Here is a 15341-nt window from a genome sequence, read left to right as displayed (position 1 = left end):
GAGTCTTGGTATTAAATTATTTATATTAGATTTATGCAATTGGAGAGTTATTTTTATGGATTTTATAATTTCTTACTTTTAACATATTCAGATGGTGTTAAGGAGGTGATTTTTTTAAAAACTCTACCAAAATAATTTAAATCATTGAATCCTACCATTAAAGCAATTTCTGTAAAAGATATGTTACCTCTTTCCAGATAGAGTTTTGCTTCTTCCACTCTTTTTTGATTAATATAGTCTATTACAGTCATATCAGTATCAATTTTAAATTTTCGTGAAAGGTGTGAAGCATTCACATGTATTGTATCAGCAATAGCAGGAACAGTAGTAAGTGTAGTTGTTCCACTTGTAATATTTGTTAATAATAAAGCAGATGCAGGAAGATTTTCAATGATTGCAATAGTATTTGCAATACTCGCAATGGGTTGTTATTCATTATGTTATTTCTTAACTACAGAACGTATAGTTAGTCAAGACACAGGAGAGAAACTTTATTGGAAAGTAACACTTGCAGGTATGAAAAGAAATAAACCTTTAATAGCACTTATATGTGCAGCATTAGTATTACTAATTTCAACTATGCTTGTTTCAGCAATGAATTCATATATGTTTAAAGATTATTTCCACAATACAAAAGCATTATCTATTGCAGGATTAATATCAGCAGTAACTCCAATCTTACTTGCTCCATTCATTGCACCAATAATAAAGAAATTTGGTAAAAAAGAATCAGCAAGCGTTGCTGTTTTAATAGCTGCAATTGCATATTTAGTATTATTTTTATTCCCAGGAAAGAATGTTGTTTTATTCCTTATAGTTATGTTTATTGGATATCTTGGAATAGGATTATTTAACACAACAATATGGGCTTTTGTAACAGATGTAATCGACTATCAAGAATATTTAACTGATACACGTGAGGATGCAACTATTTATTCAATGTATTCATTTGCACGTAAGATAGGTCAAGCAGTTGCTGGTGGTCTTAGTGGAGCTGCTCTTTCAGCTATAGGATATGTTGCAGGTGCTCCATCTCAAACAGAACAAGTAGCGTCAAGTATTAAGAGCTTTGCAACATTAATTCCTGCAATTGCATATTTAATTGTATTTTTAATATTAACATTTGCATATCCGTTAAATAAAAAGAAACTTGAAGAACTTACTAAAAGCCTAAAGGAAAGACGTGAGACAAAAGCAAAAAATGCTGAGATTATTGAAAATCAAATAATATTTATGAAATGATTGACAAATATAGTGCACAAGGAAGAATTCATTTTATGCACGTAAGAAATGTGAAAATTTTAGAAAATGGAAGTTTTGAAGAATCAGCACATTTCTCAGATTGTGGTTCACTTGACATTGTTGAAATTATGAAGATTTTGCACAAGAATAAATTTGAAGGTTATTTAAGACCAGATCATGGAAGAATGATTTGGGGTGAAACTGGAAGACCTGGATACGGATTATATGATCGTGCATTAGGTGCAAGTTATATTACAGGTATATGGGAAGTCCTTGGAAAGTTGAAATAATTATCGAGATTAAGAGGAGAGTGTAAATTATGTTATATCCCGTATTAAATTCAGCTAGAACACTTATAGATTTATCTGGTATTTGGGATTTTAAATTAGATGATGGAACTGGTATGAAAAGTGAATGGTTTAATAAGAAATTAGAAAATCCTATGACAATGGCAGTACCAGCATCTTATAATGACCAAAAGGAAGGCGTTGATTTTAGAGATCATTATGGATATGTTTTCTATCAACATGAATTATCAATTCCGAATGTTATTATTAATGAAAGAATTGTTCTTAGATTTGGAGCAGTTACACATTTTGCAAAGGTTTATTTAAATGGAAAACTTGTTTGTGAGCATAAAGGCGGATTTTTACCATTTGAAGTAGAAATAAATGATTTTGTAAGTAAAGGATATAATCTTTTAACAGTTGCAGTAGATAATAAAGTTGATCTTAGTACATTGCCTGTAGGTAGTGAAACATCTGGAAATATGTTGGGTGGCGGAATGCTTCCAAACATTGAGGGTGTTACGGTTAAAAAGGAAAATGCACCAAACTTCGATTTCTTTAATTATGCTGGAATTACTCGTCCTGTTAAAGTATATACAACACCTAAAAGTTATATTAAGGATGTTACTATAAATCCAACAGTAAATGGAAAAAATGCTAATATTGAATATTCTGTTGATGTTGTAGGAAACCACGAAGTTAGTATTACAATATATGATGAAAATCAAAATGAAGTTGCAAAAGCAATTGGTCAAAATGGAAATGTAGTTATTGAAAATGTAACACTTTGGAAACCGCTTAATGCATATTTATATACTGCAAAAATCGCATTTGGAGAGGACAGTTATGAATTACCATTTGGTGTAAGAACAGTAGAAGTAAAAGGAACACAATTTTTAATAAATGGAGAACCTTTTTATTTCAAAGGTTTTGGTAAACACGAAGATTCTAATTTCCATGGAAGAGGACTTGATGAAGTTCTAAATGTTAAAGATTTAGCATTAATGAAATGGATGGGAGCAAATTCATTCCGTACAAGTCATTATCCATACTCAGAAGAAATGATGAGACTTTGTGATAAAGAAGGTATAGTTGTCATTGATGAAACTCCAGCAGTTGGAGTAAATATGAATTTTGGAGCAACTAAAGGACCGACTCCTGTAGATTCATTTAAGGTACTTCGTACACATGAACATCATCGTGATGTAATTTCTGATATGATATCTAGAGATAAAAATCATGCTTGTGTTGTAATGTGGTCTATTGCAAATGAATCAGATACAACTACTTTCCCAGACAGTTCATATGATTATTATAAACCGTTATATGATTTAGCACATGAATGTGATCCTCAAAACCGCCCTGTTACAATTGTTGGATTGCAAAATGAGTATAGAAAAGATAAAACAATACCAATGACTGATGTAATTTGTTTAAATAGATACTATGGTTGGTATATATATGGTGGAGATTTAAATGCTGCAAAACAAGCATTAAGTATTGAATTAGACTATTGGAAGACAATAGGGAAACCTGTAATGTTTACTGAATATGGTGCAGATACTGTAGCTGGATTACATCTTACAACTCCTACTATGTTTACAGAAGAATATCAAGTAGATTTCCTAAAAGCAAATCATGAAGTATTTGATAGAAATGATTTCTTTATAGGAGAACAAGTTTGGAATTTTGCAGATTTTGCAACTATACAAGGCATCATGAGAGCCGATGGAAACAAAAAAGGAATATTTACACGTGATCGTAAACCTAAATTTGCAGCACATTATTTACATGATCGTTGGTTAGCTATTCCTGACTTTGGATATAAAGTGAAACTTGATTCAGATGGAGTTTAATACCCAAATAAATCTTAGTTAAACTTATCCCTGCAAAGGGGAACCTAGTAACCTCAATGGTCACAATGTAACCACCTAAAGTGAATAGAAATAATTAAGTGGTGAGCACCTACATAGTAAAATTAGTAGGTGCTTTTACTATGTCAAAATACAATAATGATTAAAAAAATAGGTATGCAATAGTAAGGCAAAACTAACTATATGAAGTCAAATGAAAAATAAAGAAAATTCATATAGTTATTTTTTTGAATTTATATTAGAACAATAATATGGATTAATCGTTTATATTGCAATATATGTGCGAATTGAGTCAAGATAGTATGAGCATGAGTACATAATAAATAATATACTTAAGTTATTAAAACATAGAAAACTTAAGAGATAAAAATAAGATTGAGAAATTAAAATAAGATTAAAATAGGAGGCAATATTATGAGAAAAGTTATTAACATTAACAATGGTTGGAAATTTATTAAACAAGATGAAGTAAAAGCAATGGATAAAGCTTTTAATGATGAAAAATGGGAAAGTGTTAATATACCTCATACTTGGAATGCTATTGATGGAGCAAATGGATTTGATTTTTATAAAGGCGCATGTTGGTATAGAAAAGAGTTTGTTATAGATAACTTAGCACAAGAAAATAAAGTATTTATTGAATTCACCGGATCTAATAGTATTACTGATGTCTATGTAAATGGTAAACATATGGGACAACATAGAGGTGGATATTCAACATTTAGATTTGATATAACTGATGTTATTGAGTTTGGAACTAATAATACATTAGCTGTAAAGGTTGACAATACAGTTGTTGATGATGTTTATCCTCAAATGGCGGACTTTACATTCTACGGTGGAATATATCGTGATGTAAATCTTGTTGTTTCAAATAATATTCACTTTGATTTAATGGATTATGGTTCACAAGGTGTTTATGTAATTCAAGAAGAAGTAAGCAACGAAAAGGCTTCATTAATAATTAAATCTAAGTTAGTTAATGATAATGAAGAAGATAAGAAAGTAAGACTTTGGGTAGATATAATAGATGCAGAGGGTAAAATCATAACTTATGCTACAAGTGAAGTGAAGCTCGCTAAAGGCGAAAATAAAATTATAGAAATGCCAGTTGAAATAGAAAACCCAATATTATGGAATGGTAGAAAGAATGCTTATATGTATGAAGCAAAAGTATCTATGACTAGCTTTAATGATACTGTGGATGAACTTTCAATTCCTTTTGGCGTAAGATACTTCGAAGTTGATGCTGAAAAAGGATTCTTCTTAAATGGTGAACATCTTCCATTGCATGGTGTTTCAAGACATCAAGACAGAAAAGATATGGGGTGGGCAATTACTCCTAAAGAACATAAAGAAGATATAGAATTAATTAAAGAGGTAGGAGCAACTTCTATAAGACTCGCTCATTATCAACATAATCAATGTTTCTATGATTTATGTGATACAGAAGGAATGGTCGTATGGGCTGAAATACCATTTATATCTGTCATGTCAAAAACAGAATTAGAAGGTATTAATGCAAAACAACAAATGGTTGAATTAATTAGACAAAACTATAACCATCCATCAATTATGTTTTGGGGAATTCAAAATGAAATACAAATTAGTGGAGAAAGACCAGAACTTAGAAAGCTTGTTAATGAATTAAATGAATTAACTAAGAAAGAAGATCCTACTAGATTAACTACAATGGCAAATGTTATGTTTGTAGAAGATGATGATCCATATAATTATGTAACTGATATACTTGGATATAATAAGTATTATGGTTGGTATCAAGGTAAAACTGAAGATTTTGCAGGATGGCTTGATAAATTCCATGAAACTAATCCTAATGTTAAATTAGGTATATCTGAATATGGTGCAGAAGGTATTCTTCAATATCATAATAATGATCCAAAAGTAAAAGATTATAGTGAAGAATATCATGCATTATATCATGAAACAGTTTGGAAAATATTTGAGAAACGTCCTTACCTTTGGTCAACATATGTATGGAATATGTTTGACTTTGGTGCAAATATCAGAGATGAAGGTGGAGTAAAGGGAAGAAATAACAAAGGTCTAGTAACTTATGATAGAAAGATTAAAAAGGATGCTTTCTATATGTATAAAGCACATTGGAGTGATGAAAAATTTGTGCACATCACAAGCAAAAGATTTGTAGATAGAGTAGATAATGAAATTACTGTTAAAGTTTATTCTAACTGTAATAAAGTGACTCTTTATGCAAATGGATATGAAGTATCTACACAGGCAGGTAATAGTAAAATCTTTATTTTTGAAAATGTTGCTCTACATGATGGGTTAAATGAAATTAAGGTTGTTTCTAATCAAGATGGTATTTTATTAGAAGATGTGGCTAGATTTAATAAAGTATCTGAAGCTAATCCAAGTTATATTGCTCCTGAAGCAGAAACAGGAGGAGTAGTAGCTAACTGGTTTGACATGCCTGAATTAGATTTAGAGAGTGTTAAAATAGAAGAACTTGAAATTACTGACGATGTTTATTCAACACGTTGTTCATTAAAAGATATTCTTGAAAATGAAGAAGGTAAAGCAGTGCTTACTAAATATTTAGGTGATTTTGCAGAAAACCCTGGTATTGGAATGGCACTAGGAATGAAAATTGATGTATTAGCTACAATGGCGGAAGATGTATTTAATGAAAAAATGTTGTATACACTTAATAAAGAATTAACAAAAATTAAAAAATCATAAAGACTCAAAAGGTAGCTGAAAATCAGCTACCTTTTTCACTGTATAGACTTGCAGGTATATCCCGCCGAAATAAGGGGATGCGCATATATACAATGTAAAAATAATCAAAATATATACATTCATAAAACAAAATATAGTTTATAATAGAATAAATAGAAAAAACAACATATTATTATGGGAGTGGGGGCAATTAACAAGTGATAAAATATTTACAATCTAAAGCGGTTAAAATGGCTTTGTCAGCTACAATAGCAATAATTATATCAAATTATATGGGGTTAGAATTTGGTGTGACTTCGGGAATAATTGCAATACTTAGTATTCAAGATACGAAGAAAGAGGCACTGGTAATTGGTGGTAGGAGAATAATTTCATCTACTATAGCGATATTTTTATCTTATGCACTTTATGTGGTGCTTGGAAATAATGCACTCGTATTTGGATTATTTCTACTTATTTTTATACAAACAACTAAGGTTTTAAAAATAAGCGATGGCATGGTTATTGGAGCAGTATTATCAACACATCTTTTAATGAGTACAAATATTAATGCTTCTTGGATTATAAATGAAGCAGGTTTAACTATAATAGGAATTGGAGTTGCAATGATATTTAACTTATATTCAGTATCATTAGAGGATAACTTTGAAAAAAATAAGGCTCGGATAGAAGACTATTTTAGAGCAATATTATCTGATATGGCAGTGAGCTTAGTCACTCAAACAGTGCCATTTTATGAACAAGAAGTAGTCTTAAACGCTGAAAAATTAATTAAGAATACTAAAGTTATGGCACAAATAATAAATAACAATCATTTATTTACGAATAATGATTATTATGTGAGTTATATACATATGAGAGCAATACAATTAGATGCTATAAAAAGAATGCAAAGGCATTTCTCAAGATTTTATATGAAATATGAACAAACTAGTATATTATCAGAGTTTACAAATGATGTTGCAATGAATATCCATGAGGATAATGATTGTATTGAACTTATTGATAAATTAAATTTACTTAGAAAAGATTATAAAGACATGGAATTGCCAAAGAACAGAAATGAATTTGAAAATAGAGCATTGTTATTCCAATTTTTAAATGATTTAGAGGATTTTTTAATTATTAAGAAGGAGTTTAAAGAATCCCTTTTTGTAATAAAATTGTAGGGAAAAATACCATTAAATGCAATGTTAAAATTGTATAAAAATGATGATACTTGTAAAAAACGGTATATTGCTATTGAAGTTTGGAAAATATAGGTGTAAAATTATTATATCATGTACACTGATAATAGCACACTTATCGAGAGGTAAGGTCGCAAAGCTATGGGTCTAAAGAGAAATATTTCTCTATGATTGCCAGGTTGCCGAAATGTATTTATAAGAATCAATATGTATACTTATATTTTGGTGTCTATTATTAATTAATAGACACCTTTTAATTTCAAAAAATAAGAAGTGTATATGATTACAAATAATATTTTAAATAAATGAAAGGCTGGGATGTTAATTATGAAAAAGTACAACATGTCTTTGGATAAGACAAATAAGCAATTAAATGTAACAATAGGAGGAATGTTTGAACCTGAGGATGCTAACGGCTTTGTTAAAGAATTTACAGCAACATTATCTACTATACAAGCTTCAGAATTTATTTTATCTTTTGATGCAAACGAATTAAGGGTTTCAAAGCCAGAAATGTTACCAATGCTAGAAGGATGTTTTAAAATGTATAAAGATTGTGCTTTTAAAAAGGTTGTAGCAAAAGTAGGTAACAATGTTACTTTAAAAATGCAATTATCAAGGGTAGCTAGAAATGTAGGTCTTAATCTAGAAGTAGTTTAGGTTAATAAATTGTAATATATATGTTGCAAGAAACAATTTACATCAATTAGGTAACAGTATCTTAATTTGCCGAAGAATTAAAACTGAAACCTATATATTAATATAGATTATAGTTACTTTTGGTATTGAAGGAGATTTATATGGGAATAAAATTAAGCTGTATTGACATTTGTCGTGCTTCTAAGATTGTTTCAAATGATGTTTATTTAAAGCATTTTGAAAGGCAAGATAAGAATGTAAAACATTTGTTATCAGATGTAATGGGTAGAGATAAGAGATTTATGTTTGATGAAGAGGAGACAACATTATCTTTAGCTGCAAAAGTCGCAAAGTCTGCATTAGACAAAGCAAATTTGATGGGTAATGACATAGATGTGTTAGTTTATTCTTCTATACTATCAGAATATATAGCACCACCAACATCAATTCTGTTGCATAAAGAATTAAATTTAGGAAGAAACGTAATGTGCTTTGATATGAATGCTAATTGTGCGGGTATGACTGTTGCTTTAGAACATGTATCAAATTACTTAATGTCTTCAAAACGTGCAAAAAGAGCTTTAATTGTTGGGTGTGATGATGTACACTCTCTTACTGATTCTAATAATGAACTTTGTTATGGTAATTATGGACATACTTCATGTGCAATAATTTTAGAAAAAGTAGATGAGGATTGTGGAGTAGTTGATACTGAATACTATATAAATACAGAAGAGAGTCACAATGTTATGTATCCAAGTCAGGGATTTTCAAGTTTCTTCAAGTCACAAGATGTGGACGAACTTTATTTGAATTGGGTACCATTTAATGGCGGAGCTTGTGTTTATCCAGCTGTGGATATTATGACAAGAATGGTAAAAGAAAATGGATTAACAAATAATGACGTTAGTATGTTTTGTTTTTCACAGTTTGCACTTGTAAATATAAAAACCATAAGAGAACTTATGGATATAGATGAAGATAAAAGTATTTATATAGGTGATAAGTATGGGTATACTGGTACTAGCAGTCCTTTTATAGCATTATATGAATCTATAAAACAAGGTAAAGTTAAAAGAGGCGATTATATAGTATTTTGGACAATTGGATCTGGTTCTGAGAGTATAGCAATGCTATATAAATATTAAATCTAAGAAAATAAATAAAACTTAGATAAAGAGTAATTTATCAAAGGTTTACGTTAAATGATTTAAGGTGAATATATAAAGATAAATTATAAAAAAATACAAATGATGAAATAGGTGTTGAATTTAGACGAAGGATATGTATACAAAAAATAGAACTACTTAGTTATAAAAATATAATTAGGTAGTTTTTTTGTTATAATATAAGTATCTAAAGAATAGGCAACGAAAATATGAGAGGAGGAAACTTTATGTACGATTACCCATTATACAGACCACCTAGTGAAAGTAATAGCCTTATAATACAAGCAACTTTAGGATGCTCTCACAATAAATGTAGCTTTTGTAACATGTATAAATCTAAGAAGTTTACAATAAAAGCATTAGAAAAAATTAAAGATGATATAAATCATTTTAGACAAATATATGGACACGTGGAAAGAATATTTTTAGCTGATGGAGATGCTCTGATTATTAAAGCAGAGGATTTAAAAGAAATATTAGCATATATAAAAAAGTTGTTTCCAGAATGTAGTAGGGTTACTCTCTATGGTTCTCCTAAATCTATATTACTTAAAACTCCACAAGAATTAAGTGATCTTAAAGACTTAGGATTATCAATGATATATATGGGAGTTGAAAGTGGAAATGATGAGATTTTAAATGATATAAATAAAGGCGTAAGTAGTGAAGATCTAATTAAAGCTGCAAAGAGGGTTAAGGAGGCAAATATATTACTATCAGTAACGGTTATAGCTGGTATTGGCGGAAAAGAAAAGAGTAAACGTCATGCAATTGGAACTGGTGAAATAATGAGTAGTATGACTCCAGATTACTTAGGAGTATTGACTCTTATGGTTGAGAAAGAAACTATTTTGTATAATAAAATTTTGAATAAAGAATTTGAAATTTTAAATGACAAAGAAGTTTTAAATGAAATTAAACTTTTAATTGAGCATATTAATGTAAAAGAGACAATAGTATTTAGATGTAATCATGCCTCAAATTATATTTCGTTAAGTGGAAATTTACCTAGAGATAAAGAAAAATTATTAAATCAAATAAACTATTATGAAAATACAAATAAACTAAAGCAAGAAGAGGACAGAAGACTTTAATGGATAGAATCATTAGGAGAGCGGGTTTTTTGATATATTTATAAGGCATTTCTAGAAATGTATATATTTAAATTATAGATATACTCTGGATAAAGTTAACAAAGTGTAAATATTTTAATGGTAAAAATATGGAACTTAAAATTATGTTATAATTAAAATAACATAGTTTCAAAGAACATATGCAATATATTATTTAAATAAGGGAGGAATTCTATGAAAAAAAAGATTAGTGATATTTTAATTAAACTTAGCAGAGTGTTTTTTATGATATTAGGAGCAGCTTTAGCATCAATAGGGCTTGAAATATTTTTAATACCTAATAATATAATTGATGGTGGAATAACTGGAATATCAATAATGGTAAGTTACCTAACCAATATTCAATTAGGAATATTTATATTCATATTTAATTTACCTTTTGTAATTATAGGTTATAGACAAATAGGTAAGACATTTGCTCTTTCAACCATATTTTCAGTAATATGTTTTTCAATTGGTGTAAGTTTATTACATCCTGTTGCAGGTATAACACAAGATACTCTTCTAGCAACTATATTTGGAGGCATTATATTAGGCGTGGGCGTAGGTTTAATTATAAGAAATGGTGGTTCTTTAGATGGAACAGAAATAATCGCTATTATTATAGAAAAAAGAAGTGCATTTTCCATTGGAGAAATAGTTATGATTATTAATTTCTTCATACTCGGAATTTCAGGTTTTTTATTTGGCTGGGATAGGGCCATGTATTCTTTAATAGCATATTTTATTGCATTTAAGGCTATAGATATAACTGTTGAAGGTCTGGAAGAATCAAAGGCAGTAATTATTGTTTCGGATAAGAATAAAGATATTTCTGAAGCAATAATGGATAGACTTGGTAGAGGAATCACTTTATTAGAGGGAAAAGGTGCTTATAGTGGTGCTGAAACAGATGTTATATATGTAGTTATATCAAGGCTTGAGGTGGCGAAAATAAAAAGCATTGTAAATGATCTTGATGAAGATGCTCTAATTACAATTACAAGCGTTGAGGGTACTGGTAAAAAGTATACGAAAAAAGCAATACATTAGTATTTAATATAGAGAAAATTTAATATAAAGTTTTTATAAGGCACTTACATAAATGTAGGTGCCTTATAAAAAGATAAATCCTATTTAAGCTTTACTTAAATAGGATTTTAAACTACAATTAAAATTGGACATAAAAGTAACGATTATATTTATAATATCATAATAATTATACAGCAAAATAGATATGAATGTCAATAGAAAATTTAAAAAAATATGGAGTGTGAAAAAAATGAAGGATTATTAATAAAATAGCCATGAGTAAATTGTGTATCTCGAGCTTAGAATACGTTAGGTTTTATTAAAAATATATAGTTATAAGGCCTACAAAACTTGGGAGATTTCCATTAAATGAGGAGGGTTAGTTTTTTATGAGTAGTTATGAAAAGGAATTCAAAGAGGAAGTTTTATATCTTAATAATACTATTTCACTTATAAACAAAAATTTGAAGATTGAGTTAAATAAGGTGTCTTTAGCTCAAAAGGAACTAATGAATGTGAATAGATATATGTGGGAAAATTCAGTACATTATATTGACGATATTGATAGGTTGGCTGACATAAAGCAGGATTTATCTATTATTCATATTCAAAGAGCAGGTTATGAAGAAATAGAAAAAAAGATATACACATATAAGAGTATGCAAAGTAAACCTTACTTTGCAAGAATAGACTTTAAAGAAGAAGACGAGGATAGTGTTGAAAACATATATATAGGATTTAATAACCTTCTAGATGAAGATGTTTATGATGTGTACGTTTATGACTGGAGATCTCCAATTGCAAGTATATTTTATAGATGTGAATTGGGCAGTGCAAGTTACAAAGCACCTAATGGAGAGATAAAAGGAGAAATTTCAATTAAAAGGCAATATGAAATTAAGAATGGAAAGTTAGAGTATTTTATTGATTCTAATTTAAATATTGTTGATGACGCACTTAGAAATGCTTTGGCTAAAAATACTTCTTCGAAAATGAAAAACATAGTTGAGACAATACAAAGAGAGCAGGATATTATTATTCGTGATGAAAGTGATTTGCTTATTGTTCAAGGCGTGGCTGGAAGTGGAAAGACATCTATTGCACTTCATAGAGTTGCCTTTTTAATGTATCAAGGAGTATTGAACAAATTATATTCTAATAATATCATTATAATTTCACCTAATGATTTGTTTGGAAATTATATAAGTGATGTTTTACCAGAACTTGGAGAAGAAAATATTAAAACTGTCACATTTGAATATATATTTAAAGAAATATTTACTAATAATATTTCTTTAAAATCTAGAAATCAATTATTAGAAGAAATAATAAGCACTGAGGATAGTAAAAGAAGAAATATCATTAAATCAAGTATGGAATTTAAGGCTTCTAAAGAATTTGTAATAATACTGAAAAGATTAATATGTTATTTTGAACATAGAATGATAGAAATTACAGATATTTATTATGATGGAATATACATTGCAGATAGAAATTCAATTAAAGAGTTTTTGCTAAAAGATACTATAAATATGTCTATTGAGAAAAAGCTAACAATAATTGAAAACAGGATATTTGAAAGAATTCAACCTATTAGAAAGAAAAGAAGAAAAAAACTCGAAAAATTTATTAGTAAATATCCTGAGCATCAATTTGAAATCAGGGCTTTAGCAAGGTTAATTACAATAAAGGAAACTTATAAATTAAAAGATCAAATTAATAGCTTTACTAAAGTTGATTATATGAGAATTTATAAGACTTTGTTTAAAGATAAAAATTTATTTTATAATTTATCAAAAGGGCTTAATTTACCAGAAAACATAGAAGTTATAATAGATAGTTTTAACTGCGATTATGAAAAAACTATATCATATGAAGATATACTTCCACTTATGTATCTTAAAGTGAAAATGAGTGGATGTAATTTATTTAAAGAAATTAAGCAAGTTGTTGTAGATGAAGCTCAAGATTATTATCCTATACATTTTGAAATTCTAAAGGAATTATTTAAGAATTCAAAATTCACTATTTTAGGTGATATAAGTCAGTCAATAGAAAAGGAAGTAACTTTATCTGTTTATGAGGATGTAAAAAACATATTAAATAAAAAAAGAAATGTTACTGTTTCTATGAATAAAAGCTTTAGATGCTCATATGAAATAAGCAAGTTTAGTAATAGATTTCTTGATAAAAATATTCTGATAGAAAGCTTTGAAAGACATGAAGAAGAACCTAAAGTAATAAAAGCTGATAGTACTTATGATTTAGATGAAAAAATAGTTGAATGCATATCTAAGTATGAGAATTTAAATTATAAGTCAATAGCAGTTTTGTGTAAGAGCATGAATGAATGTGAAAAAGTTTATGAAAAATTAAAAGATAAAGTAAATATTAAGATTATCAGTGGAAACAATGATGGCGTAAATGGAATAATGATAATACCGGTATATATGGCAAAGGGATTAGAATTTGACTGTGTTATAGTTTATGATGCAAATAACAATAACTATAACACTGAATTTGATAAAAGGTTATTATATATTGCATCTACTAGGGCACTTCACAAATTAACTTTATTTTATACGGGGAATAAATCTAAATATCTTGAAGTTACTAATAATATTATTTAGAGTATAGAATGAAGCAACTTAACAAAGTTTATTTGGAACGTATGAATTCAGTTAGTTTAAGAAAAGCTAGGAATCTTTATGGTAAGGAAATAGGAAGAGAAAATACAATATTTTTTAATAATGTAGAAGACGGTGAAGGTTTTCCTCAATAAGAGGAAAACCCCAATACGTCACGTATATGGTTGAACTTAAAGGAAATATTATAGGAAAAATTAATGTTTAATACAAGGACAAGTCTACTTTTATATATGGTTCTTGAATATTGCCTGATTTCAGAGATAGTTATGGGAAAGCATCTTTTAGTTATTATTTTTTTGTATGTATAAAAGTTAAATTATTGAATATATATTTTTAATATGTAAATGTATTTGGTCTTTTTTAATGAAGAGGAGATGGGAAAATGTTTAATATTAAAAAGAAAATTGTTACTTTTGTGATTGGATTTACAATGGTTTTAGGTTTAATTCCAACAATAAATGTACAAGCAGCTATTGTTACTAATTCAACACAATCCACATTAAGTAAGCAAGCCATAACAGCTATATCAAAATTAGACAAAACAAAAAAGACTATAGTAATTGATCCAGGGCATAATTACGGTGGAGATTTAGGTGCTGAAGTTACAAATAATGGAGTAACTTATAAAGAGGTTGATTTAAACATGCAAGTTGCATCAAAGTTAAAGGTAGAGCTTGAAAAAAGAGGTTATAATGTAGTAATGACTAGATATGAAGCGGAAAAGCCAATGATAGGTGTAAATCAAAGTCTTAGGGATAGAGTCGTTATTGGAAATAATGCTAAGGCAGATTTTTTTATAAGTATACATCATAATTCTATATTGATGGCAGGCGTTAAAGGAATAGAAACATATTATAGTTCAGAAGAGCAAAGTGAAGATTTTAAAGGTGGAGCAGTTTCTAATAAGCTTGAAATCAGTAAGAAGATGGCTACAATTATAAATGATAGCATTGCTAAAAATCTTAATTTGAATAATAGAGGAGCTAAAGATGCTTCATTATTCATAAGAAGTACAAATATGCCATCAATAATTGTGGAATGTGGGTTTATAACAAATCAAGAAGACGCAAAAAGATGTGCAAATCCACTTAGTCAACAAAAATTAGCTGAGGCTATTGCAGATGCTATAAAAGCTAATATTAAATCAACTAAATAATTTATTGTAAAAAAGTATCTTCAATTAGAGATACTTTTTTTGTTGGATAATTTAGAATTATATATTTTTTTCACAAGTTATTATATTGAAGATGTACTAAGTTTTAATGTACAGATAATAATATTATCTATTTTAAATAGATAACACATTAAATATACATAATGTGACGTTATTATATATTTTTTTCATAAGAATAATACCTTAAATATACACAATACGACAGCATTACACATGTTATTTACAAAGAGAACAAACATTTACAAATTATTCA

Annotated in this window: 10 protein-coding genes, 2 pseudogenes and 1 riboswitch; of the genes and pseudogenes, 11 read left to right on the top strand and 1 reads right to left on the bottom strand. The window is 28.4% G+C overall.

What is annotated here, in order from left to right:
* Positions 1 to 62: 62 nt before the first annotated feature.
* Positions 63 to 314 (bottom strand): annotated as a pseudogene (locus DIC82_00235) (AraC family transcriptional regulator).
* Here DIC82_00235 and DIC82_00230 point away from each other — a divergent pair.
* From DIC82_00230 to DIC82_00180, 11 genes and pseudogenes are all read left to right on the top strand, one after another.
* The gene (locus tag DIC82_00230; GenBank protein ID AWK49611.1) at positions 241 to 1242 is read left to right on the top strand and encodes a hypothetical protein; all 1002 of its coding nucleotides are present in this window, start codon (positions 241 to 243) and stop codon (positions 1240 to 1242) included. The pseudogene DIC82_00235 and the gene DIC82_00230 sit on opposite strands and share 74 nt — an antisense overlap.
* Positions 1224 to 1532: pseudogene (locus DIC82_00225) on the top strand (mannonate dehydratase). Before DIC82_00230 ends, DIC82_00225 begins: the two are co-directional and overlap by 19 nt.
* A 29-nt stretch (positions 1533 to 1561) precedes the next feature.
* Complete coding sequence (locus DIC82_00220; protein ID AWK49610.1) at positions 1562 to 3385, top strand: beta-glucuronidase; 1824 nt, start codon at positions 1562 to 1564, stop codon at positions 3383 to 3385.
* A gap of 432 nt (positions 3386 to 3817) precedes the next feature.
* Positions 3818 to 6127, top strand: coding sequence for a beta-galactosidase (locus DIC82_00215; protein ID AWK49609.1), 2310 nt, complete (start codon positions 3818 to 3820; stop codon positions 6125 to 6127).
* Between the two features lie 197 nt (positions 6128 to 6324).
* Positions 6325 to 7296, top strand: a complete 972-nt coding sequence (locus DIC82_00210) for a hypothetical protein (GenBank protein ID AWK49608.1) — start codon at positions 6325 to 6327, stop codon at positions 7294 to 7296.
* Positions 7297 to 7412: 116 nt separating this feature from the next.
* Positions 7413 to 7501, top strand: a riboswitch (cyclic di-GMP riboswitch).
* A gap of 140 nt (positions 7502 to 7641) precedes the next feature.
* Complete coding sequence (locus tag DIC82_00205; protein AWK49607.1) at positions 7642 to 7974, top strand: hypothetical protein; 333 nt, start codon at positions 7642 to 7644, stop codon at positions 7972 to 7974.
* Between the two features lie 140 nt (positions 7975 to 8114).
* Entirely contained in the window at positions 8115 to 9101 is a 987-nt protein-coding gene (locus DIC82_00200; protein AWK49606.1) for a beta-ketoacyl-ACP synthase, read from the top strand.
* Between the two features lie 248 nt (positions 9102 to 9349).
* On the top strand, positions 9350 to 10216 hold the full coding sequence (locus tag DIC82_00195) for a radical SAM protein (GenBank protein ID AWK49605.1): 867 nt from the start codon (positions 9350 to 9352) through the stop codon (positions 10214 to 10216).
* A 213-nt stretch (positions 10217 to 10429) separates the two neighbouring features.
* Entirely contained in the window at positions 10430 to 11287 is an 858-nt protein-coding gene (locus DIC82_00190; GenBank protein AWK49604.1) for a hypothetical protein, read from the top strand.
* Positions 11288 to 11655: 368 nt separating this feature from the next.
* Positions 11656 to 13896 carry an ATP-dependent DNA helicase gene (locus DIC82_00185; protein ID AWK49603.1) on the top strand — a complete coding sequence of 747 codons (2241 nt, stop codon included), beginning with the start codon at positions 11656 to 11658 and terminating at the stop codon, positions 13894 to 13896.
* Positions 13897 to 14296: 400 nt separating this feature from the next.
* Complete coding sequence (locus tag DIC82_00180) at positions 14297 to 15070, top strand: N-acetylmuramoyl-L-alanine amidase (protein AWK49602.1); 774 nt, start codon at positions 14297 to 14299, stop codon at positions 15068 to 15070.
* Positions 15071 to 15341: the final 271 nt, after the last annotated feature.

Origin of the sequence: Clostridium beijerinckii (assembly GCA_003129525.1) — a bacterium.
Lineage (GTDB): Bacteria > Bacillota > Clostridia > Clostridiales > Clostridiaceae > Clostridium > Clostridium beijerinckii_D.
This window is presented reverse-complemented; position numbering and strand designations above follow the sequence as displayed.